This is a genomic window from Tumebacillus lipolyticus (assembly GCF_042682745.1).
Lineage (GTDB): Bacteria > Bacillota > Bacilli > Tumebacillales > Tumebacillaceae > Tumebacillus_A > Tumebacillus_A lipolyticus.
This window is the reverse complement of record NZ_JBHUIO010000009.1, coordinates 179,689-202,544: the sequence shown is the minus strand read 5'-3', so window position 1 is coordinate 202,544 and position 22,856 is coordinate 179,689. Positions and strand designations below refer to the sequence as shown.

Below are 22,856 nucleotides of genomic sequence, written 5' to 3'. Positions count from 1 at the left end.
GATCTTCTCGCGCTCGGTTTTGTTTATAGATGCTGTTGCAGCTTCGCGATCGATCGAGTGCATGTAGCGTGTGTCAGCTCAGAGCTCAGCTGGTCGTTCGTTTTTGCTTGGCCGACTTTCGTGCATCGACCAGCCAGAGCACGGCGACGATCAAGAGCGGGTAGAGCACCGCCCAACCGACAAACGGGAAGACCAGCGCCGTCAGGAGGAAGCTCAGCCAAGAGAGGCGAACTCCCCACCTGTTGCCCTTCAGGAGACGGATACCTGCCGCACAGCCGCCTAGATAGGTCAGGATAAACGTCGCATTCGGAAACTGGATCAGAGTGTGCAACGAGACGGTCTTGGTGGCGTATAAAGTCAGCACCAGCACAAAGCAAAGGGCGAGGAAGATCAGCCCTCCGAGCGGAGTGCCGTGTTTCTTTGACCGCATCCCGAGCGCTTTCGGGGCATCCCCTTTTTGGGCGAGCGAATAGGCGAGGCGGGAGATCGCCCCGACATAGGCGATGATCGTCGCCGTGCAGATGAACACGCCGGTAAAGCCGGCGAGATAGACGCCGCTTCGACCTAAGATCCGTTCGATCACCAACACGAGCGACGCTTCGGAGACGCCTGCCGCCCCGTAGGCATGCGTGCCGACGGTGGCGAGCGCCGTTAGAAAATACAAGATGCCGACGATGACCGCTGCGATCGTCACACCTTTGATCGCTTCTCGCTCCGGATCGACAAACTCCTCCGAAAGGTGTGACACTGCTTCCCAGCCGATAAAGCACCAGAACAGGATGGCGGCCGCTTGCCCGACGCTGATCCACCCGTTGGGGAGAAACGGTGTAAAGTGCTCCGCCTCAACGTTAGGAGCTGCTCCGGCGATGGCGAGCAGGAGGATGGAGATGATCGCCGCGACCACGCCGACTTGCACACCGCCCGCTACCTTCATGCCGAGCAGATTGGTCAGGAGTCCGGCGATCAACATCAGGATGGCGATCAGCAGGCGAATCTCTTCGCCAACGCCCAATGCGGTGGTGAGGTAGCCTGCTCCTGTGAGGGCGGCGATCGGCGCACCGATCGGTACGGACATCAAGAAAAACCAACCGATGACCGCGCCCGCCCTGTCGCCAAACGCTTTGCTGACAAAATGCGAAACGCCGCCTGCGCTCGGAAACTTTGCGGCGAGCAGGCCCATCGAAAGGCCCATCGGGAGGACGAGCAACGTCATCAATCCCCAAGCGAGCAAAGAGGCAGGCCCTGCGATCTCAGCAGCCAAGCCAGGTACGAGCAGCACGCCCGAACCGAGCACCGCTCCGACATACAAAGCGACCGCTTGGGGGAGTCTGATCGTCGCCTGCAAACGATTTGATTTCTCCATCTTCAAAACTCCATTTCCTATCAGCTGTTTGCATCGAGCGTAACAGATCGGTCTGGAATCAGTAAAATGAATGGAATTGATGGAGTGGATCGTATTTTGCGATGGATGGTTGAGGGAAGATCGTGTACAATCGTGGACATGAAAGGGCAATTCACCTCGAAAGGAGGGAACCTCTTGGAACTGCGGCAGCTGAAGACGTTTTTGGTGGTGGCTGAAGTTCGGGGCTTCACCAAAGCGGCAGAATTGCTCGGGTATGCACAGTCGAGCGTGACGGTTCAGATTCAGACGCTGGAGGAGGAGCTGGGGACGCCATTGTTCGATCGGTTGGGGAAGAAGATCGTGTTGACCGATGGGGGAGAGCGGCTGTTGCCTTTTGCAGCGGAGATGGTGCGCATGCATGATGCTGCGAAAGAGGCGGTGCAGATGGAGGCGCAACCGCAGGGGACGCTGATCGTGGGCGCGCCAGAGTCGCTTGCCGCCTATCGTCTGCCGCAGATCATGCGGGAGTACCGCAAGCTCTATCCGCAGGTCAAGATCACCTTGCGGCCCGGTCTCTGTTTCGAGCTGCGGCAACAGGTGAGACACGGCCAGCTCGATTTTGCCTTCCTGTTGGAGCGTGCAGAAGATGTGAGCGATTTGCACCGCGAGGAGCTGATCGAGGAGCCGATGCGATTGATCGCGCCGTCAGATCATCTGCTGACAAGAAAAAAGCGGGTCGAGCCGGAAGATCTGGCAGCAGAATCGATCTTGCACACCGAACCAGGTTGCAGCTATCGAGCCCAGTTTGAGCATCACCTGCATCGTCATGGGGTGATCCCCGCTTCGTCGCTCGAATTTTGGAACATCGAAGCGATCAAAAACTGTGTGATGGCCGGCTTGGGCATATCATTTTTACCGTTGATCAGCGTGGAGTCTGAGCTGGGCGAAGGAAAGCTCGCCGCCCTTGCTTGGAATGGGATGGAAGATCGCGTGACGACTCAGATCATCTACCATAAAAACAGATGGCTTTCCCCTGCTCGCCGGGAGTTTTTGCGCATCGTGCGCGCTCATGCAACTCGTTGGCGAGAGGGGGAGCGAATCGGCGGAGTTTGAAAGCGCCTTGAATTGCGTTTCATTTGGTAGAATTGAAGCACGCTGAAACTGGAGGGGAGCCTGAAATGACGCAACGAATCCCAAGTAACCTGCAACCGCTTTTGGACACATACGGGCAACTGCTCGCTCGCACTTCGTTCGCAGACGATGTGCACGGCATCTACCTGATCGGCTCGCTCTCGCTCGGTGCGTATGAGGAGCAGACCAGCGACATCGACTTTCTCACCGTTCTCACCCGCGAGCTGAATGAGGAGGAACGGGGGGAGCTTGCCGAGCTCCATACCAGCTTACATGCGCAGCATCACCTCGCTGCGAAGATGGATGGCATGTACGTCTGTCTGTCAGATCTAGGTCGTCAAAATGAGGAGATGCGCCCCTATTGTTATGCGCACGAGGGAGTATTTCACAGCGCTGGATATTGGGACATCAACAATGTCACCTGGTGGCTGTTGAAACATCGCGCGATCAACATAACCGGTCCAGAATCGGCTACGCTTCCCTTTCAGGTGACAGAGGAAGATCTGCTTGCCACGATGTCGTACAACCTGAACGGTTACTGGTCACGTCGGATACGGGAGATGGAACAGCTCGATCTGGACGCGGTGCCTGAACGGTTGATGCGGATGGAGACGGCCGATGCTGTGCTCACGCTATGCCGGATCACCTATACGCTCAGAGAGCGGGAGGTCATCTCCAAACTGGCCGCCTTGCACGATGCGCTCCGTTCGGCAGAGCCTAGATGGCATCCGCTGTTGCGCGAAACGCAGTTCATCCGCGAGCGGTCGGCAGAACGAGTGCCTGAACGCTCCGAATTTGCATCGACGAAAGAATACGCGACTGTCGCCTGTGATTTTATCCGTTCGATCATCGATGCCGATCAGAGAGCGGAGGAGGGCGGACGTTGAGCGTAAAAGTACAAGTCTCCTGCATCGCGATACGTGACGATCGGGTCGCGCTGATCAAAAAGATCAACAACCCGCACCAAGCAACGTTCCAGAAGCTGATTCCGCCAGGCGGTCATGTCGAACTCTGCGAGACGTTAGAAGATGCTTGCGCGCGCGAAATGTGGGAAGAGACCGGTCTGGAAGTTCGCGATCTCAAACTGCGCGGGGTGGTCACTTTTATCGGTCATCGCCCGGGTTACCACTCCGTTTGCTTCTATTTTGTCACCCGCGATGTCTGCGGTGATCTAAAGCAGAATGAACCGGACATTCTTATCCCGTCATGGGTCGATCTTGCCAGCTATCGATCAAATGCTGACATCCCCGACTATCACAAGGATTTCCTTCAACATTTTCTTGAGACGGACAGCATCCTGAACGCTCGCGTCGAGTGGCTTGCTCCTGATGACCGCCTCGTCTGGTCGATCCTTTCCTAAAGAGAACCCCCGCAATCGATCATGATTGCGGGGGTTTTTTGACTTCGCACGCCTGAAGCTGCTTCACCAGTTCTTGCTCGGCCAACTCCTCACCGATCAGCACGGCGAACGCGGGCATCTCGCCATCCGCAGCGGCGATCATCGGCGCGTGCGGGGTGAAATGGAACAGCTGCATCTGGCCGCTTTCCGCATCGCGGAAAAAGCCTTTTGCGCGCGCTACGCTCTCGGGAAGCCGATATAAAAACTGATAAAAACGCTCCACATCGACGCTGGACCTAAACTCATAATGGAGCGTCTGCAGCCCGCCAAAGCTGGTCTTTTCACGCGCTTGAAGCGCATGCTTCCCTTTTTGCGATGCGCTTTTTCGCACCAAGCGAGTTGGCAAGGCGCGCTTCAAATGATGCGCGCGAACGCTGAGCAACATCTCCGCATCCGCTTCTCCGTGCAGCACGCGAACGAGCGGTGCGTTTTGATTGTGTTGACGCAAAGCGCTTTCGAGCGCAAAGCGGCGGTCTGGCGCCGTCAGGTCCGCTTTGGTGACCAGCAGGACATCCGCATGCCGCACCTGTTGCACCATCGTGAGCTGCAGCGGGGTCTGCTCAAACGGAGGGGGGAGCTGCAGCGGGAAGCGCGTCGCGTCCACGCAGGCAAAGATGCCTTTTAACTGCACATGATCCTTTACCGGCGGGTCGAGCAAGCTGTCGACGATCTCAAGCGGCAAGGCGACGCCCGTCGCTTCCAAAAAGATCACATCGGGGCGGTGTTCCTGCACCAGCTGCATCATCGCAGCTGTCAAGCTCCCGCGCACCGTACAGCACACACAGCCTTCGATCAGATCGACAGTCGGCACGGCTGCACCTTGGATCAGCAGCGTGTCGACGCTCGCCTTGCCAAACTCGTTCATCAGCACCGCGGGTCGGTTTCCTTTTTCCTTCACCGCGAGCAAGAGCGTCTTCAGCAGGGTGGTCTTGCCACTGCCGAGAAAGCCTGTCAATAGATATACAGGAATCGTCATCATGACCCTCCTCTACAAGCCTCGAAAATTCGAGCCAAAAGTTCTGCACTAACCCTAGCGAACAGGCTCAAGTTTTGTCAAGTGTCAAGATTTTCAGGCGGGCGAATACAACTAAAGTAGAAGGGTAAACGTCTGGTCAGGATGGGCGATTCTACCTGCACACATCGCCTATCCGCTCCATAGGATATAGGGACAGATGACCCCATGTCAAACAGCAGGTATGCAGGAGCGATCGATGAGAATTGATGGCAATTTTCCCGCATCGAATGAGCACTACGTCTTGCCATCCGTTGGCCTGCAAGCACCTGAACTGAAAGAGGAGGTAACTAGATGGTACGAACAGAAAAAGACTATCGAGCGCGGGAGATCATCACCAATGCGGTCTGTGGCTCCGGAAGCAAGTATTCGCAGACCACCTATACGATTCATCCCGCGAACCGTCCGACGACCATCGGGGGTTGCTGGGTGATGAATCACTCCTATGAAGCGGAATTGGTCGGCGATGCTGTGGAAGTACACGGTCGTTTTGATGTGAACGTCTGGTATTCGTACCACGGCAACAGTGAGACGGCGGTTGCGAAAGACACCGTTACCTATACGGAGATGATTCCGCTTCGCGAGCTTGATCCATACTGCTCCCGCGACCATGTCAAGGTCAGCGTACAAGTGCTGCAACAGCCGAACTGCCTTGACGCGACCGTTGTCGACAGCGGAAATGAAATTTTGGTGCGCGTCGAAAAAGAGCTGGCGACCGAGATTGTCGGCGAGACGAAAGTGTGGGTGCTCACCGTCGATCAGCCGCACGATAAGGACGACGAGGACATCGAGGATGAGGTCTTCGAAGATGATGATGATTTTGAAGATTAAGGCTGAGGGCTGCCCTCAGCCTTTTCTTTTTGCAGAAACGCCCTTCCCGCCTGGCGCATACTGTATATCACCGAGAGCAGGGCACGTGGAAGGGGAAAGGACATGATGAGCGACATCGTACTGGGAACCTGTGAGATCACCGCCTGGCGTGGGCGCGACGAATTGATTGTCACCCTGCCGAAAAAGTGGCAAGCCTATCTGCGCAAAGAGCAAGGGCGAGAAGAGATGGTCCTGCGAGCGGGAAATCGCAGAGTGACCGTCCGCGTATCTTATCAGAGCAGACAGGATGTGCAGATGACGGTGGCGGTGCGCAGAGCGTTGCTGTTGCCGCTCGGCGCCGTATCGGTTCGAGCGGTGGAAGGAGAGTTGCATTTCGGTCCGTTTGTTGGCGTCTATGCGCTGCCGTCCGATGAGCCGGGCAATCTGTTTGGCGAGATGACGTCGCTGCTGCAGGATATGACGAAGATCGCAGCTCTTGAAGGCGTCGCGCTCTACGTCTTTCTGCCCGGCGAAATCGATTGGAAGGCGGGCGTCGCTCGCTGCTATGCATACAAGGACAAGGAGGGCAAGCAGAGCTGGGTGCGGACGAAACGCCCGCTGCCCGATCTGATCCTGCCGAAGATCATGGGCAAGCCGCTGCGCTGGCGAGAGCGCATTCGCTTTGATCTAGGGCAGATCGGGCAGCGGGTTCCCTGCGGCACGTTCAGCATGGCGACTGGGCACAAGTGGGAGGTGCATCGCACGCTGATGCAACAGGATGCGACCAGACGCTTTTTGCCGGAGACGAGATTGGTCAGAAGTCCGGAAGATGTCGAGGAACTGCTCGCGCGCCATCGCATCGTCTATGTCAAGCCGTGCTATGGCACGCAAGGCTACAGCATCTACCGGCTCAGCCTAAAGGCTCAGCATGTCCGCATTCAGTACACCAAGCACAAACGTACACTCACGCATCAGCTGAAGCGGTCTGGTGAGAAATGGAGATCGTTTTTGCGCAAGCGGTTTTGCGGCAGGCGATCATTTCTCGTCCAGCAGGGAATCGAGCTGCTCACCGATCGCGGGGGTGGTCCGGTCGATTTTCGCTGGCTGATTCAAAAGGATGGGCAGAATCGCTGGGAGATCACCGCTCGTGTCGCGCGAGTGGGCAACTTCGATGCGATCACGACCAACCTGCACACGGGGGGCAGAGCGGTGCACGCTCCCGACTTGCTCCGACAGAACGGTTTTGACGAGGAGAAATCGCTGCGACAGGTGCTCGACAAGCTCGATGAAGCGAGCCTTTTGATCGCTCGGCAGATCGAGGAGAAAGCGGGTCGCATCGGAGAGCTCGGCATCGATTTTGGCGTGACGAAGCGAGGGGATGTGTACATGATCGAAATCAATCCTCGCCCAGGTCGGCAGATGCTCAAGCAAACATCTTCGGAAGTACGTGCATTGTCACTTCAGCGGAACCTTGAATATGCTAAGTACACGACAGGGTTCGCACCACCGACCTAGGTTGGCCGCCGGTTCAGCGGAAGTGCAGCATTTCTGATGAGAGGAGGGACGGGGGATGGCGAGTTCGAAACCGATTCGAATCGAACCCTCTTCTCTCAAGCACGGCGGGACGATCGTCTTGCCGCGCGCCCAGATGAAAGAGTTCAATCTCACACCAGGCTCCTATACGCTCGCTTTCGGCCAAAAGAATGCTTCCGTCAGGCTCCGCAGCTCTGACCGACCAGAGCCTGACGTCGTCAGAGTCAGCTCCGATTTGATCCACGCCTTGCATCTGCCAGTTGGAGAGCAGCTCTCCTTGTACAGAAATGGCGAGCAGATAGGATTCGGCTACCTGTTTGGCATCTTGGCGAATCTGAAGACGGATGGTGATCAGGTCTGCGGATCACAGCAAAAAGTGTTTCGCAATCTGCTCCAATCGGCTCACTCTCTGCAGATGTACGGGTATGTGTTCTCCGTGGCGGGGATCGACTGGGAGAGTCAAACGGTGCTCGGCTACCGCTTGGAGGACGAGACGAGATGGGCCAACAAACGCCTGCCGTTACCAGACGTGGTCTACGATCAGATCATCTCGCGCACCTACATCAACAAAAGCGAGGTAGCACAGGCGCGCGAACGGTTGATGAGGCTGGTCGCTTCCCGGTATTTTAATCCTGGATATTTTGACAAATGGCAAGTTCAACGGTGGTTGAAAAATGATCGGCGCACCGCCGCATATATGCCAGATGCGATTCGCTTCGAGTCGGTCGAACAGTCTGCACCGTTTCTCTATCAGTATTCGGACGTCTATCTGAAACCGGTGCATGGCTCGCTTGGAATCGGGATCATCCGGGCACGACGACGTCCGGATGGCAGAGTTTTTTATCAGATCAAGAAAAAGGATGGCAGCCTGCGCCAAGAGTATTCAGGTTCTGTTTCTGTGTTTCTGAAGAAGTTTCAAGTGCGCCTGAAGAAAGGCCCATACATGATCCAACGCACGCTGCGGCTGAAAAACTGGCAAGGGCGTCCGTTCGATATTCGCATCCTGTTGCAAAAAGATGGAACGGGCAGTTGGCAGCGGACCAAGATGTTCTGCCGGATTGCCCAACATGGGCAAATCACCTCTAATCTCTCGTCGGGAGGAGATGCGCTCGCGGTAAAGCAACTGCTGCAAGACATGTATGATGGAATTCTTGTGCGCAAGATCATCCGACAACTGCGCGAGGTAGCAGAGGCGATTCCGTTGGCGATCGAACAGGGGGGCATCGGAACGGTCGGAGAGTTAGGCCTCGACCTCGGATTGGATGAGGAGGGAAGGATCTGGGTGATCGAAGTGAATGCGAAGCCGTGGAAAAAGCCGAACACAGAAGATGGGGAGTGGCGCGACCTTGCCCAGCTCGCTTTTCAGCGCCCCGTTCAATATGCGAAGTACCTTTGCGAAACAGCCCTCAATAGATAAATTCGGAAAGGAGACATGGCGATGGGTTACGTGCTGTTGCATTCTGGGCAAGTCTCCGCCAAACGCTTGCTTAGGCGCGTAAAAGAGTGCATAGGCGTAGAAAGTGTAAACCCGGTGGCCAGTCAAGATGTGATGATTCGCTGGGGGAGTTTGGCGGGAGATGACAGCGTCGCCGCTTGGACGCTCAATTCTCGGCAAGCGATTGAAAACTCGATCGGTCGAACGAGAATGCTGCGAATTTTAAAGCAGAACGGCGTCTATTCGCCTGCGATTTCATCAAATCATGAAAAGCGACCTGACGTTGTCAGAGAGGTGATGCTCGATTCTGGCAAGCGAGTGAGAGTTGTGCGCTATTATCGAATCCCGATCTTCGACCTGCATCCGCTCGGCCTGTTTCGTGCCGATAGCAAATCGCTCTGGCTTGACGGTCATGTTTCACATGTGCAGAACAAATTTAGGGAAGTTCCGTTTGATGAAGACGTGTATGCGGAGCGGGCGGTGCGTTTGGCGCTGCGTTCGCTCCATGCGCTGGGGCTTGACTTCGGCATGGTCTCGATCGGCATCACCTCGGCAGACCGCACGATCTGTCTCGATGTCACCGCGACGCCGAGGTTGCAGGGGCGCATCCTCGACCTGTTTGAAGATGCCCTCGAAGCGTTCATCACGCGCGACCGTGCGGAGGAGCGAGAATTTCATCTGCATGGAAGAAACCCTCATCCCTTTCTGATCGGCACCGACTTGGAGTTTATGCTGCGTTCCCCGCGCGGGAAGATGGTGCTCGCCTCGAAGTATTTGCCGCGCAAGGGGATCGTCGGCTGTGACGACAGAAGTTTGAATCTGGATGGCGAACGCTTTCCTCTCGCCGAGATCCGTCCGAACCCAGCGCGCTCACCGGGCGAGCTGATGACAAACATCAGGCGAACGCTCGAAGAGGCGGCGGGGCTGATCAAGGCGAAACATGTGCAATGGGTCGCCGGAAGCATGCCGTTTCCAAGATTCCCGATCGGTGGGCACGTTCACTTCTCCGACCTGTCTTTCTCTTCACGGCTCGTCAAAGCGTTAGATCATTATGTCGGATTTCCGATCATGATGATCGAAGCGAGCCAAACGGCCGCCAAACGCCGTCCGAAGTATGGCTTTTTGGGCGATGTCCGCTTTAAAGATCACGGTGGGTTCGAATACCGTACGCCAGGCTCGTGGCTCGTATCTCCGGAGATCGCCGAAGCGGTGGTGTTCCTCTCCTATCTGGTCGTGATGCATCATCGTAGCTTGGATGCCGATCTGTTTTCCAAACCGAGCATGCAGCGCCAATTCTACAGCGGAAATAAGGCGGAACTGCTTCCCTACTTCGAGCGAGTCTGGCAGCAGATCGAAGCGACTTCGACCTACGCGCAATGCAAAAATTCGCTGATGATCATTCCGAGCATGGTGCGGCAGGGGATCGATTGGGATGAATCGTCCGACTTTAGACAGACTTGGAACTTGCAACAACCGGTGCTTCAGCGTTCGGTGAACAGCGGAATTCGCGGGCGCGTGAATCAGCAGGCGGTCAGGTGACCTCTTCAGGAGGTGCCTGACCGCCTTTGTGTTTCTGGTGTCGACCGCCGATCCGCGACCGGCCGGCGACAAAGGCCCAAGGCCTGCTGAGGAGAGGAACCCAGTTGTCTATCCGGTCATACAATACAGAATCATGATCCAAGGGGAGGGGTATGAGTGAAACAACCCGGATCTTCCCTCATTCTCACCGCATCCCGCAAGCTGCTGAACGGCTGGGGGTTGCGAGCTGGTGCGAACGTACCGCTCATCTGCGGTTCGGTAAAAGGAATCGCCACGGTGCAACAAGGGGGACAGAGCGAACGCGCGGCCTGCTTGAACTGGCCGGGCGGGAGGATCGACTTGCAGCAGCAGGGATTGGCAGGCCAGGTCGTCTATTCAAAGGGCGAGGGAGTTCGGATCGGCCCGATCATCGGCATCATGACCACCGGCGTCAGGCGCGATCTGAAAAAGCCAATCGGTGGCCGCACTGCGCTGCTTGGCGATTTTATTCGCGCTTCCCGCGAGTTGAACGTCCTCTGCTATGTGTTTAATGCCACAGATGTCAATTTTGCTTCCGGCATGGTGAAAGGTGTGACCTTGAGTGGAGCACCCGGGCAGGAAGCATGGTCGTTCGCCTCCTTCCCACTGCCGGAAGTTGTGTACAATCGCGTCCCACACCGCCGCGCAGAAACGCTTCACCATGTGAAGAGATGCAAACAGCTGTTTGCGAGCAAAAAAGTCCCGCTGTTCAATGAGCGCTTTCTCAACAAAAATGAGATGTACCGCTGGCTGGCGAGCAACGAGCACTCTAGGCAGTACGTCCCGGCGACAGATATCATGCGATCACCGATCGCGCTGGAGCGCTTTTGCAAGGCTCATCGCTCGGTGTTTTTGAAGCCGACAGGAGGCAGTCTCGGGGTCGGGATCTATCAGGTTGAGCGAAGCCATCAAGGATATCTTGTCCGTTGCAAGCGGGAGAAACGCCATGTCAGCCGGCGTTTCATGACGGCGGACGATGTGTATCAATTTGTCAAAAAGCGTGGAAACCCACAGAGCACCTATATGATGCAACAAGGAATTCGGTTGATGGAGTATCAAGGCCGCAAGACAGACTTTCGCGTTCATCTGCACAAAAATGCGGACGGACGGTGGGAGGCGGCTGGGATCGGGGCGAAGGTGGCCGGAGTGGGGGCGATCACCACTCACGTCCACAATGGCGGAAAAGTGGTGGCGGGCAACAAAGTGCTCCGCAGATGGTACGGTGAGCGTGCCGAGCAGATGCGCGCCAAAATGATCGACGTCTCCATCCTCGTCGCCGATGTGATCCAGGGGTTGTTGAAAGGGGAGACCGGGGAGCTTGGCCTCGATGTCGGATTGGATCGGGAGGGCCATGTTTGGGTGTTCGAAACGAACGCCAAACCGGGTCGTGCGATCTTTCGACATCCCGATCTGATCGAGTCGGGTAAGCGGTCCTCGCGACTGCTGCTCGAATATGCGACACAGCTGGTCAAGTTTCCGCTGGCGAGAGGGGGGAGCGAGCATGGACAGCAAAAGCGGCGCGCCTATCGGGAGGCGCGCTGACAGCGGCGGGCAACTCACGCTGCTCGCTCAGGCAAACGCGAGCTCACGATCGACCGATGACAGACTGCTGCCCGCTGTCGGCGAGAAGGATGTCGGGAAGCGAGTGCGACGACCGATCATCTGCATCCTGACTTCGGCCAAGAAGAACAGCGATTCGTTTCGCGGGAACAGAGCCAATTTTCGCGACATCTGCAGAGCGGGTGATCGTCTGGGTCTCACCGTCGTCGTCAGCACGCCTGCAGGGCTTCAGTCGCGCAGGAAGATGGATTGCTTCCTCTACACGGGTGATCGACTGGCGCCGTGGCGGCGAGCGACGCTTCCCCTGCCAGATGTGGTCTATAACCGCGTTCCCGATCGGGAGGCGGAGCGACGGTCAGAGGTGATCAAGGTCAAAAAGTGGCTGGCCAAACGGGAGATTCCTCTGTTTAACGAGCGCTTCTATAACAAGGCGGAAATTCACAGGTGGCTGGAGAGCGAGCGGGAGACATCGCGCTACCTGCCCGCTTCTGAACTGTTGCAAAAGGAAGCTCAGATCTCGCAGATGCTGAAAAAGCAGCACCTCGTCTACCTCAAACCGGTCGACGGGAAGGCGGGAGAGGGCATCGTTCAGATTCGCACCGAAGGAAAAGGGTATCGGGTGACGATGCAAAAAAAGGGAGCTCGTACATCTGCTCGCGCATCCTCACGCCATGAGGCGGCTGAGCTCTCCTACCGAGCGCTCGGCGGTCGTCCCAGCCTGATTCAACAGGGCGTCCGCCTAGCTTCCTACGGGGGGCGACCGTTCGATCTGCGACTGCTGCTGCAAAAGGATGGTCGGGGGATGTGGGACGTTACCGGCATCGGCGCGCGCATCGCCGATGCGGACGGCATCACCACACACGTTCCAAACGGCGGACAGATCGAGAATGCTGATCAGGTGTTATCCACCGCCTTCGGCAAGGCTCGCGCTGGTCGAATCGAGCAGAGCGTGAGGCGGATGGCGCTGGCGATCGCCGCGACGATCGAACAAAAAAGCGCAGGTGCAGGTCACACGGGGGAGATGTCGATGGACATCGGCGTCGCAAGCGACGGCAGTCTCTACTTTTTTGAAGCGAACGCCAAGCCGATGAAATTTGATGAGCCGACGATTCGCGCCAAATCGTTGCGCCGTCTGCTCGCCTATTGCAAATACCTTGCCGCACACCCTGTCAGCTGACGGGGTGTTTCCTTTTTCCAAGAATGGGAAGGGGAACGCAGGCGGGAGAGCGAATTTTACAGAATAGAATCTCAGCGAAAACAATGGAGGAACATTTTCATGACGACACAGGTTCGCATCTATCAGATGGACGCTTTTACACACATCCCGTTTGGCGGCAATCCGGCCGGAGTGGTTCCAGAGGCGGACGGGCTGACTCCAGATCAGATGCAGAAGATCGCCCGCGAGATGAACTGTTCCGAAACTGCGTTTGTCTGTTCGACCGACACGCCGGGCGCCGATCTGCGCGTGCGCTTTTTTACCCCGTCTGAAGAGATCGACCTCTGCGGTCACGCCACCATCTCGACGTTCATCGCGCTCGGGATGGAAAATCGGTTTGGCACCGACCTCCCCCTCACGGTGGTGCAGGAGACGAACGTCGGCCTGTTGCCTGTGATGTTGAGCCGATCGGAGGCTGGTCAGATTCGGGCGCTGATGACGCAAGCTCCCCCGCAGTTTCGCGAGTGCGATCTCTCCAGGCGAGAGGCTGCGCAGATGATCGGACTGGAAGAGGGGGATATCGACTCCGACCTGCCCATCGGCTTGGCCTATACGGGCGTATGGGATCTGTTTGTTCCGATCAAGACGGTGGAAGCGTTCAAGCGAATGAAGCCGCAGACGAGCCGGATCGCCGCCCAGAACCGGTCGATCGGCGTCGCTTCGACACACTGCTATTCCTTCGATACGATCGAGGAATCCTCACATCTGCACACGCGCGATTTTTCGCCTGCTGTCGGCATCGCGGAAGACCCGGCCACCGGGACTGCAAACGGGGCGCTCGGCGCTTTCCTCCTGCGCCACGGCGTGCTGGTGCCAAAAGGGGAACGGTTGCAGCTGCTGGTCGAGCAAGGGTTTGAGATCGGCCGTCCGAGCTTTTTGAGCGTGGAAGTCGATGGCGAGCCCAACTCCCCGCGCACCGTGCGCGTCGGCGGGACGGCGGTGCAGATCTTACAGGGCATGATGACCTTCGCTTGAGCTTTTGACGAACCCCCCCTCTGATGAGTAATATAGAGGAATGAACTTTTTTCGATATTACTGCTTCCTTGGAGGACTTGAATGAGCGATCGTCTACAGCTGTTCCTAATGAACCTGCTTCCGAAAAACACCGTATCCCGTCTGGCGGGCCGATTTGCCGGCAGCGGCTTCAGTCGGCTTTTTATTCCGTATTACATCCGCAAATTTAACATCAACCTGCACGAGGTGGAGAAGCGGTGGGAAGAATACCCGAGTTTGGTGGAGTTCTTCATCAGACGCCTCAAAGAAGAGGCGCGGCCGATCGATCGGTCGGCAGGCAGCATCATCTCCCCGGTCGATGGCAAAGTTGCGCAGCTCGGAGCGATCGAGGATGGCAACTTGGTACAGGCGAAAGGTGTGTTTTTCACGGTCGAAGAGCTGCTCGGCGGTGATCGAAAGCGCGCGGAGCGCTATCGGGGTGGAACGTTCCTGACCGTCTATCTCTCGCCGACCGATTACCATCGCATCCACATGCCGCTGGACGGCGCGGTGAACGGCTCGACCTACGTGCCGGGCACCCTGTTTCCGGTCAACCCTTTCGGCGTGCGCGCAGTCAACGGGCTGTTTGCGAAAAACGAGCGTCTGATCACCTATTTTGACACCGAGGCTGGCGAGGTCGCGCTGGTCAAAGTGGGGGCGACGATCGTCGGCTCGGTCAAAGTCGAATATGACGAGCTGGCAGGCACGAACATCAAGGGCGGCCGCTTGGAGCAAAAAGAGCTGACCGATGGCCCTCGCTACGCAAAAGGTGAGGAGGTCGCTCGATTTGAGTTCGGCTCGACGATCATTCTGCTGTTCGAACCGGGCCAGGTCGTCCTGTCCGATCAGCTCCAGAACGAGGCGAGCGTGCGGATGGGCGAGAAGATCGGACAGGTTGTCGGCCGTTAAACAGATCTGTGCAACTGGTGTGAGCGCTCTTCAGAACATCGCGTGACACCTGTGCGAATGCCCGCATACAATATCCCAGATTTGCGACTTGATCGCGCTGGGGGAATGAGCGATGGCAGGCAAAAAAGGCTCGAAGAAGAAAGCGGTGGAGATGGCACAGAAGCGTTTGCAGATGCAGATCGTCACCGTCGATACTTGTTTAAAATGCCCATCGGTCTGTGCGCGCGGGGCTGCGTATATGGAGAGGATGTCCAAACCGGGCAGCATCGGTTATGGTGTACCCTGCATCCTGCGGCGCAAATGAGCGGGTAACCTTACTCAAAACGGAGGGGAGTCCCCTTGATAAAAGATGTGCAATCTCTTGTGGATGCGGTGCGCGTGCGCTCGGTGAATTCACGCGATCCGGTGGAGGTGCGGGAGCATCCAGCCCATTGGCGCTGCATCGGAGTCGGCAACACGGCTGCCGTCTTTCAGCCGAAAGACGTGCCAGATCTTGCGGTCAAAGTGTTTGCAGACAGCCACGCGGGGATTGCAGCCCACGAAGCGGCCATCTATGAACAGCTCGGGGACTCACCATTTTTTCCGCGCTACTTTGGACATGGCGAGCGCTATTTGCTCATCGAATATCGGGAGGGCACCAACCTCTACGACTGCTTGCTGCAAGGAATCTTCATTCCTGAGCAGGTGATAATAGATGTGGATGAGGCGATCCGCTATGCGCGGAGCTGCGGGCTGAATCCTGCCGACATCCATGTGAAAAACGTCCTCGTCCACGAAGGTCGCGGCTATCTGGTCGATCTGTCCGACTATCGAAAGATGGGCGAATGCAAGCGGTGGACAACCCTGAAAAAAGCGTATTACGATTACTACCTCGACCTCTATAAACCGGGAATGACAGTTCCGTCCTGGCTGTTGGAAACGATCCGCAAATGGTACAAGGCGAACGAGGGAGAGCGCGACGTCCTCAATTTTGCCGAGCGGATCAGGCGAATGTTCTTTTAATCGAAAGTTCTTCGTATTCGAAAGAAGTGGAGTGCGCTCAGAAGGCGCACTCCACTTTTTCTTCCATTAAAAACGCCAGCGCATCATCAGTTCTTGTGAAATAGCCGCGCTCGATCTGATAGGTGCCCCGCTTGCGCAGTTTCTTCATCAAAATGCCGAGCGTGCAAGAGTCGGAGGCAAGGAAGGCACAGCGCCTCACTCCGTGCTTCGCCATCAACAGGTGGTCTTCGACCAGATGGGTCAAGTGTTCAGGAGTGAGCTCTGAGAGATCGACTAAGACGGTAAAGCTAGGCTTGGTCAGCGGCAACAACCGTTCCAGACTGTGTGCGTGATGAGTGGAGAGAACTCCTGCTGCATATTCCGCATAGATCCGATTGGCATCAATGTCGAAGCGATACTGGATCATTCACATTTTCACTCCCCGTGCAAAGTCTAAATCTACCAAAATTATATGATAGAATAATTCTGCTGTATAGCCATTGATGACAAATAATTGAGAAAATTTATTCTTTTCGGTTTTATGTGGTCAAGTGAGCAGAGATGATGATGCGAGCCTCCGAATGCGGGGGTTTTTTTGTGGGCAAAACGGAAAAACTGTAGGCAGGATGGAAGGGGATGACAGCGATGTCGAGCTCGGAGACGCTCCGAAAACCGTTGATCGTTCAATCGGATGGGACGATTCTCTTAGAGGTCGCACACCCGCGCTATCAGCAGGTGCGAGATCAATTGTTGCATTTTGCAGACCTTGTCAAAAGCCCAGAACATTTTCATACCTACCGCATCGGCGCTCTCTCGCTTTGGCAGGCCGCCTCTGTCGGGCAGTCCCCCGAGGGGGTGCTGTCCGTTTTGCATGAGCACAGCCGCTATTCACTCCCGCTCGCCTTGCAACAGATGGTGCTCGCGGAGATGAACAAATACGGGTCGCTGATCCTGATTCCGGGGGACGGCTGCCACATCCTGCAGGGAGATCGCGACCTGTTGGCGGCGATTCGACACTTGCCCGGGATGGCGGCGCACCTGAGCGGCAAGCGGCGGGTCGAACTCCAGATCAAAGAAAGCGCCCGCGGGTCGGTCAAGCGACTGCTGGCAAGCTATGGATACCCTGTGCTCGATCGCATCGGGCATGTGCAGGGCGAGCGGCTGTCGATCGCGCTGCGAAAGAAAACGCTCACAGGAAATGCGTTTTTGCTTCGGAGCTATCAGCAGGAGGCGATCGAATCGTTTTCTGCCGGAGGGATCGGCGAGGGGAGCGGCGTGATCGTGCTACCCTGCGGTGCTGGCAAGACGGTGGTCGGCATCGGCGTGATCGCCAAGCTGCAAACGAACACGCTGGTGCTGACGCCAAACGTGTTGGCCGCTCGACAGTGGATCAGGGAACTGCTCGACAAGACGAACGTAAGCCCTGACCAAGTCGGGGAGTACACGGCAGAGAAGAAGGACGTTCGTCCGATCACGGTCACCACCTACCAGATGCTCACCTATCGCAAAGGAGAAGAACATCCGCACTTCGCACAGCTGAACGGCTGCGGCTGGGGGTTGATCATCTATGATGAAGTCCATCTGCTGCCCGCTCCGATCTTTCGCCTGACCGCCGATGTTCAGAGCACGAGGCGGCTCGGGCTGACCGCGACCTTAGTGCGCGAGGATGGAGCGGAGCACGACGTGTTTGCGATGATCGGGCCGAAGCGATATGAAGTGCCCTGGAAGGCGATGGAGGCGGACGGCTATCTCGCACAGGCCAGATGTTATGAGGTGCAGGTGAAGATGTCCGGCGAGTGGCAAGCGCGATACGAACTGGCTGCCAAGCGGCAAAAATATCGCCTCGCCTCGCTCAACCCAGCGAAAGTTGAGGTGATCCTCAGCTTGCTGCAAAAGCATCGAGGCGATCGCGTGTTGATCATCGGGCAGTATTTGGAGCAGCTCCACGATCTGGCCACCAGGCTCGGCGTTCCTGTCGTGACCGGAAGGACGAAGCTCGAAGCGCGCGAGGAGCAGTTTCGACGTTTTCGCGAGGGGCAATCCTCTGTGCTGATCGTCTCAAAAGTGGCGAACGTCGCGCTCGATCTACCAGATGCGAACGTCGCGATTCAGATCTCCGGCACGTTTGGCTCCCGTCAAGAGGAAGCGCAGCGCATCGGCAGGATCTTGCGACCGAACAGCGACCGCTCCGAATCGCACTTTTACACCGTGGTCACCAGAGGGACGGTCGACTGCGAGATGGCCGATCGCCGCCAGCTATTTTTGACCGAGCAGGGCTATTCCTATCGACTGCTCGATGCGGAAGAGATATGCCTTGCCAAATGGTGAGAAATGGGGGATCAGATCGATGAGATTGTCTGAGTGCTTAAATTCATCCAGCATCGACACGCTGCGCAAGATTGCGAAACGATATAGCTTAGACTGCTCTTTGAGCTCCAAAAATTCGCTGATGCAAGAGATCATGGCGCACTTTAACAACCGGAAATTTATCGAAGAGGCGTTCTCCCGACAGGAGGCGGGCGAGTACCGAGAAGCTGTTTCTCATCTGATGCTCGATCGGCGCAAAACGTTCTCTCGTGAAGATGTGTTGGCGATGATCTGTCGAACGGGCAGCCTGCAAGACGGTCAAGAGCGGATGCAGCGCCTGCTCGCTGATGGATGGATCTACCTGCTGAACTCAAAAGGAGGACGGCAGTTCTATTACATCCCCGACGATCTGCGGCGCACGATGTGCGACTATCTCGCCCAAATTTTAAAGCGCAGGGTGAAGATCGCCGATCAGGAACCGATCGTCTATCGCGATGAAAACTTTGCGCTGCAGCGCGACCTGATCGCCTTTCTCAACTTTGTGGGGAAGCATTCGATTCGGATCACAAAAGACGGAACGATCATGAAGCGAACGCTGCAGCAGCTGCTCTCGCTCTTTGAGATCAACGAAGAACCGCTCGGCAAAGTGGTGTGGCGCTTCGGATATGGACGTCGCTTCCACGACTATCCGGATCGCTTCGCGCTGATCTACGACTATTGCTTCGCCCATCGGCTGATCGCGGAGACGGCAGAGGGGGAGCTGCTCTTGACAGCGAATGCGCAGGAGTGGGCGCTGCAGAGCGAACAGGCGCGAGCGGAAGATCTCTTTCGCTACTGGAGGATCTTGTACAGGCGTCCGATCCCGCAGCTCAAGCTCTGCATCGCAACGATTGCCCAGACGACCAAAGCGGACTGGGTGCATCTGGCGTCGATGAATGAACTGCTCGCCCCGTATGTGCGCGACTACTACTATGAGCGGGCAGCTGCGATCATGGAAAAGCGCATCTATCAGATGCTCGTACACCTCGGACTGCTCGCTTACGGGCAGCTGGCGTGCGGGACGGAGGTGATCCGGCTGACCGCGTTTGGCAGGGGTGCTTTGCTCGAAGAGGCGATGGTGGTCGAGCAGGAGCCAGAGCCGGGTGAACAGGCGAGCAAAGTGCCGATCATCGTGCAACCGAACTTCGATCTGCTGGTGCCGGTGGAGTCGTATGAGCGGATCGCTTGGGAGCTGGACGAGGTTGCCGATCTGATTCGCATCGATGTGATGCGCGTGCACAGGATCACGCAGAAGAGCGTGCAGCGCGCGTTTGAGATCGGCTGGACCGATCGGACGGTGCTCGATTTTCTGCGGGAAGAGTCTGACAGTATGGTGCCTGGCAATGTGGAGCGCATGATCGAACAATGGGGTCGGGCTGCGCAGATCGGCGAGATGTGAGGAGGGCGGGCCTTGACAGGTCCGCTTTTTGTTTCCTCTAATTTCCCCTTCACAGACAATCCTGAAAACCTATAGAATGGATGCATAGGAGTTGTTCACAACTAGAGTGGGGTCGCGTACAAGTTCAAATTCTTTGCAGAAAAAAGGAAAACATCTCCGGATTGCCGAATATAATACATTGAGAAAATTCACAACATTTCGAACTAGACTGACCTCCAGGGGTGGTTGTGAAGAGCACAGTGAAGGAGGGAACGGCGATGGGAGAAGTCATAACGATTGCTGAAAAGAAAACCTTTATCAAATGGTTTATCGAAAAGTATGATCTGCAAAACCGTGAGGCAGAGTGGCTCTTGCAATACATTGCCTCGTCCGATCAAATGCTTGAGCGCGTTCACTTCATTGATAACTTCCGCAACCTTCCGAAGACGATCTTGATCTCGACAAAGTGCGTGCAGATGACGCCTTTTAAGTTCTATAAGAATAAGCGCGTGACTTCCGATGTGGAAAAGGCGTTTCTTGACATTCACAACAACCGAAGCGAGGAAATCTATATCGGTCTGTTTTTCAAAGACCGCACCACTTCCCCCGAGTATGCGTCCGTCTTGGAGCAGAACCCGTTGGACGATGCGAAAGAGACGATCGACGCTCTGGTGTCGCTGCAGGCGGAGATGGTGCTCGACTTCGCCATCAAATCGTATCGGGTGGGGAACTTGAAGGAGCAGATCGATGCGGCGCTCGATCGCGGTGACAAGAACGCTTTTGTCGAATTGTCAAACAAACTTCGCGAAGAGTCGGAACTGGGCACTTGAGCTCAGTTCTTTTTTTTGTACATAATAGGGGGAGGGGAATTCCATACTGGAAAGGAGGGAGTCGTTTCCATGAGACTTACAGATGTACATATGAAAAATTTTGAAGCGTACAAGCCCTACATCGATACATTGATCCTTCCGATCGGCGCGATCGAAGCGCATGGCCCTCACGCGCCGCTCGGCACCGATGTCCTGATCCCGCAGCAGATCGCCGACTATCTGGAAGGCAAGCTGTCCGGGCGTATCTGGACCGCGCCTGCCATCCCGTACGGCCACTGCGCTGTGCTTAAGGATTTCCCAGGCACGATCGATGTGCCGGGGCGAATCCTCGCCGATTATGTCCACGCGGTCGTCGCCTCGTTCGCCCGCTTCGACCTCAAGCATGTGGTGCTGTTAAACGGGCACGGAGGCAACAGCGCGGCACTGCAAGAGGTGGCGATGCGCTTGACCGAGCTCAAGCTCGATGTGCTGGTCAGCAACTATTGGCTGGACTATCGCGAGGAGATCCAAGAGATCGCGCCCGGAGTCGGCCACGGCGGTGAGGATGAGACATCGCTGGTGCTCGCGATCGCACCGAACACGGTCGATCTATCCCTGGCCGGGAACCATGAGATCGAAGTTGATACGCGAGCTCGCTTCCAGGGGATGGGTCAATCGCTCTACCCGGAAGGATTCTCGGGGAATGCGGCAGCTGCGACCGAGGAAAAGGGAGCGAGGCTGCTGCAGCTGATCGGAGATCGGTTGCACCAAGAGATTACCAAAATGTGGGCGAGGAACTCGTAACTTTTTGTGACATTTTTGAAGCTTTCCCGCTCCAGTGTGACCTTCGCTCGCGACCGCATTCTCAGCCAGAAAAGCAAGACATTTACAAGAGGCTAAGCAAGACGGGGATTATGGTGTTTGACATCGCTAAGAAAAGGAAAAGATAAGCGAAAATCCCTGCGCTCACGCCTTGAGAAAAGTTGCACATGCTTGCTTGACACTGTATAGACCAGAATGTAAGATTGAAGCGAAGATAGTACGGGTCATTTTCCCATACCAAACTTATCCTCCAAGCAGATAGATAAGATTTGAGAAGGTTCGGTATGCTAGCAAGATGACTGGCACGATTTTTTGTCAACGGTAGGGAGGTTAGAACAATGAGTGATCAAAAGAACCAGGGGAAAGAAGGACTCTCCCGCCGTCAGTTCCTCACGTACGCATTGGGGGGCACTGGCGCGTTTATGGCAGCTACGATTGCAGCGCCTCTGATTCCGTTCACCCTTGATCCGCTCACTCGCACCGGCGCCGGCACTTTTGTTGATTCCGGCTTAAAGGAAAGCGATATCAAATCGGATCTGCCGACGCTGATCGAGTTCAAGGTTCATCGCAAAGACGGCTGGGTCGAAGAGAACGCGAAGTACACCGCGTGGATGATCAAGGACGAACAAGGCAAGATCTTGGCGATGTCTCCAGTCTGCACCCACTTGGGTTGCCAAGTAGCTGGTGAGCTCGATTCGAGCGGGAACCCGATCCCGGCGAAAGACGGCAAATGGTGGTTCCACTGCCCATGCCATGGCGGTCGCTATACGATTCACGGCGTACAAGACCCGACCAAACCGCCGACTCGTCCGCTCGACCTGTTCGATGTAAAAGTTGAGGGCGGCAAAGTCATGGTGAGCTCTAAGCTCAATCAGCGCAAAGCGTAACTGACGTTGAAGGTAGGTGAGTTTTACAGATGTTTAAGAAAACATATGACTGGATTGACGAGCGTCTGAACATCACCCCGATCTGGCGTGACGTAGCAGACCATGATGTACCGGCTCACGTCAACCCGGCCAACAAGATGTCTGCGTTCGTCTACTGCTTTGGCGGTCTGACGTTCCTGATCATCGTTACTCAGATTCTGTCCGGTATGTTCCTCGCTATGTACTATGTTCCTGATATTGTTAACGCTTATCGTTCCGTACAATACATCACGGATGAAGTATTGCTTGGCAACATCGTTCGCGGCATGCACTTCTGGGGAGCCTCATTGGTCATCATCATGATGTTCCTGCACATGCTCCGCGTGTTCTTCACCGGTGCATATAAGGCACCGCGCGAACTGAACTGGGTTGTCGGCGTATTGATTTTCTTCGTCGTCATGGCCTTTGGTTTTACTGGCTACCTGTTGCCGTGGGACCAAAAAGCATACTGGGCGACCGCCGTTGGTGCACAGATCGCAGAGACCGTTCCGTTCGTGGGTCCTTACATCAAGACCTTGCTGATCGGCGGCGACATCCTCGGCGCACTGACGCTGACTCGTTTCTTTGCAATTCACGTTTTCTTCCTGCCAGCTGCTCTTCTCGGGCTGTTGGGCTTGCACTTCATCATGATCCGCAAATCAGGCATCGCAGGTCCTCTGTAGGGCCGATGCGGGTACAGCTCAACTGTTAACTGAGA

At 56.0% G+C, this 22,856-nt stretch carries 22 protein-coding genes; 19 read left to right on the top strand and 3 right to left on the bottom strand.

Going from position 1 to position 22,856, the window contains the following annotated elements; translation table 11 throughout:
• Positions 1-85 precede the first annotated feature (85 nt).
• Positions 86-1,363, bottom strand: coding sequence for an amino acid permease (locus ACFSOY_RS14865; protein WP_386047901.1), 1,278 nt, complete (start codon positions 1,361-1,363; stop codon positions 86-88).
• Positions 1,364-1,537: 174 nt separating this feature from the next.
• Between ACFSOY_RS14865 and ACFSOY_RS14860 the strand changes: the two genes are divergently transcribed.
• The 3 genes from ACFSOY_RS14860 to ACFSOY_RS14850 all read left to right on the top strand — a co-directional run bounded on the left by ACFSOY_RS14860 (position 1,538) and on the right by ACFSOY_RS14850 (position 3,833).
• Positions 1,538-2,455: a LysR family transcriptional regulator gene (locus ACFSOY_RS14860; protein WP_386047899.1), complete on the top strand. Its 918-nt coding sequence runs from the start codon at positions 1,538-1,540 to the stop codon at positions 2,453-2,455.
• Positions 2,456-2,520: 65 nt separating this feature from the next.
• A complete protein-coding gene (locus ACFSOY_RS14855; RefSeq protein WP_386047897.1) occupies positions 2,521-3,360 on the top strand; it encodes an aminoglycoside adenylyltransferase domain-containing protein in 840 nt (279 codons plus the stop codon).
• Positions 3,357-3,833 (top strand): NUDIX domain-containing protein, encoded by a 477-nt coding sequence (locus ACFSOY_RS14850; RefSeq protein ID WP_386047895.1) that lies wholly within the window; start codon positions 3,357-3,359, stop codon positions 3,831-3,833. The genes ACFSOY_RS14855 and ACFSOY_RS14850 overlap by 4 nt, the downstream gene beginning before the upstream one ends.
• 19 nt (positions 3,834-3,852) lie before the next feature.
• Here ACFSOY_RS14850 and ACFSOY_RS14845 read toward each other — a convergent pair whose 3' ends face one another.
• Positions 3,853-4,848, bottom strand: coding sequence for a CobW family GTP-binding protein (locus tag ACFSOY_RS14845; protein WP_386047893.1), 996 nt, complete (start codon positions 4,846-4,848; stop codon positions 3,853-3,855).
• Between the two features lie 330 nt (positions 4,849-5,178).
• Here ACFSOY_RS14845 and cotE point away from each other — a divergent pair, with 330 nt between their 5' ends.
• From cotE to ACFSOY_RS14795, 10 genes are all read left to right on the top strand, one after another.
• Complete coding sequence (gene cotE / locus ACFSOY_RS14840) at positions 5,179-5,715, top strand: outer spore coat protein CotE (protein ID WP_386047891.1); 537 nt, start codon at positions 5,179-5,181, stop codon at positions 5,713-5,715.
• A gap of 105 nt (positions 5,716-5,820) precedes the next feature.
• Positions 5,821-7,209: a YheC/YheD family endospore coat-associated protein gene (locus ACFSOY_RS14835; protein ID WP_386047889.1), complete on the top strand. Its 1,389-nt coding sequence runs from the start codon at positions 5,821-5,823 to the stop codon at positions 7,207-7,209.
• Between the two features lie 55 nt (positions 7,210-7,264).
• A complete protein-coding gene (locus ACFSOY_RS14830; protein WP_386047887.1) occupies positions 7,265-8,644 on the top strand; it encodes a YheC/YheD family endospore coat-associated protein in 1,380 nt (459 codons plus the stop codon).
• A gap of 21 nt (positions 8,645-8,665) precedes the next feature.
• Positions 8,666-10,201: a putative amidoligase domain-containing protein gene (locus tag ACFSOY_RS14825; protein ID WP_386047885.1), complete on the top strand. Its 1,536-nt coding sequence runs from the start codon at positions 8,666-8,668 to the stop codon at positions 10,199-10,201.
• A 156-nt stretch (positions 10,202-10,357) separates the two neighbouring features.
• A complete protein-coding gene (locus tag ACFSOY_RS14820) occupies positions 10,358-11,761 on the top strand; it encodes a YheC/YheD family endospore coat-associated protein (protein ID WP_386047883.1) in 1,404 nt (467 codons plus the stop codon).
• Positions 11,721-12,956, top strand: coding sequence for a YheC/YheD family endospore coat-associated protein (locus ACFSOY_RS14815; RefSeq protein WP_386047882.1), 1,236 nt, complete (start codon positions 11,721-11,723; stop codon positions 12,954-12,956). The genes ACFSOY_RS14820 and ACFSOY_RS14815 overlap by 41 nt, the downstream gene beginning before the upstream one ends.
• Before the next feature lie 99 nt (positions 12,957-13,055).
• Positions 13,056-13,970: a PhzF family phenazine biosynthesis protein gene (locus ACFSOY_RS14810; protein ID WP_386047880.1), complete on the top strand. Its 915-nt coding sequence runs from the start codon at positions 13,056-13,058 to the stop codon at positions 13,968-13,970.
• A gap of 81 nt (positions 13,971-14,051) precedes the next feature.
• Entirely contained in the window at positions 14,052-14,897 is an 846-nt protein-coding gene (asd, locus tag ACFSOY_RS14805; RefSeq protein WP_386047879.1) for an archaetidylserine decarboxylase, read from the top strand.
• Positions 14,898-15,009: 112 nt separating this feature from the next.
• A complete protein-coding gene (locus ACFSOY_RS14800) occupies positions 15,010-15,201 on the top strand; it encodes a hypothetical protein (RefSeq protein WP_386047877.1) in 192 nt (63 codons plus the stop codon).
• A gap of 35 nt (positions 15,202-15,236) precedes the next feature.
• Complete coding sequence (locus tag ACFSOY_RS14795) at positions 15,237-15,899, top strand: serine/threonine protein kinase (protein ID WP_386047875.1); 663 nt, start codon at positions 15,237-15,239, stop codon at positions 15,897-15,899.
• A 37-nt stretch (positions 15,900-15,936) separates the two neighbouring features.
• Here the strand turns inward: ACFSOY_RS14795 and ACFSOY_RS14790 are convergent, their stop codons facing one another.
• Entirely contained in the window at positions 15,937-16,305 is a 369-nt protein-coding gene (locus tag ACFSOY_RS14790; RefSeq protein WP_386047874.1) for a hypothetical protein, read from the bottom strand.
• Between the two features lie 209 nt (positions 16,306-16,514).
• Here ACFSOY_RS14790 and ACFSOY_RS14785 point away from each other — a divergent pair, with 209 nt between their 5' ends.
• From ACFSOY_RS14785 to qcrB, 6 genes are all read left to right on the top strand, one after another.
• On the top strand, positions 16,515-18,206 hold the full coding sequence (locus tag ACFSOY_RS14785; protein WP_386047872.1) for a DNA repair helicase XPB: 1,692 nt from the start codon (positions 16,515-16,517) through the stop codon (positions 18,204-18,206).
• Between the two features lie 19 nt (positions 18,207-18,225).
• Entirely contained in the window at positions 18,226-19,623 is a 1,398-nt protein-coding gene (locus ACFSOY_RS14780) for a helicase-associated domain-containing protein (protein WP_386047871.1), read from the top strand.
• 257 nt (positions 19,624-19,880) lie between these two features.
• Positions 19,881-20,432, top strand: coding sequence for a ReoY family proteolytic degradation factor (locus ACFSOY_RS14775; RefSeq protein ID WP_386047869.1), 552 nt, complete (start codon positions 19,881-19,883; stop codon positions 20,430-20,432).
• Positions 20,433-20,501: 69 nt separating this feature from the next.
• On the top strand, positions 20,502-21,215 hold the full coding sequence (locus ACFSOY_RS14770) for a creatininase family protein (protein ID WP_386047867.1): 714 nt from the start codon (positions 20,502-20,504) through the stop codon (positions 21,213-21,215).
• A gap of 356 nt (positions 21,216-21,571) precedes the next feature.
• Entirely contained in the window at positions 21,572-22,120 is a 549-nt protein-coding gene (locus ACFSOY_RS14765; RefSeq protein WP_386047865.1) for a ubiquinol-cytochrome c reductase iron-sulfur subunit, read from the top strand.
• Between the two features lie 29 nt (positions 22,121-22,149).
• Positions 22,150-22,821: a menaquinol-cytochrome c reductase cytochrome b subunit gene (qcrB, locus tag ACFSOY_RS14760; protein ID WP_386047863.1), complete on the top strand. Its 672-nt coding sequence runs from the start codon at positions 22,150-22,152 to the stop codon at positions 22,819-22,821.
• Positions 22,822-22,856 lie beyond the last annotated feature (35 nt).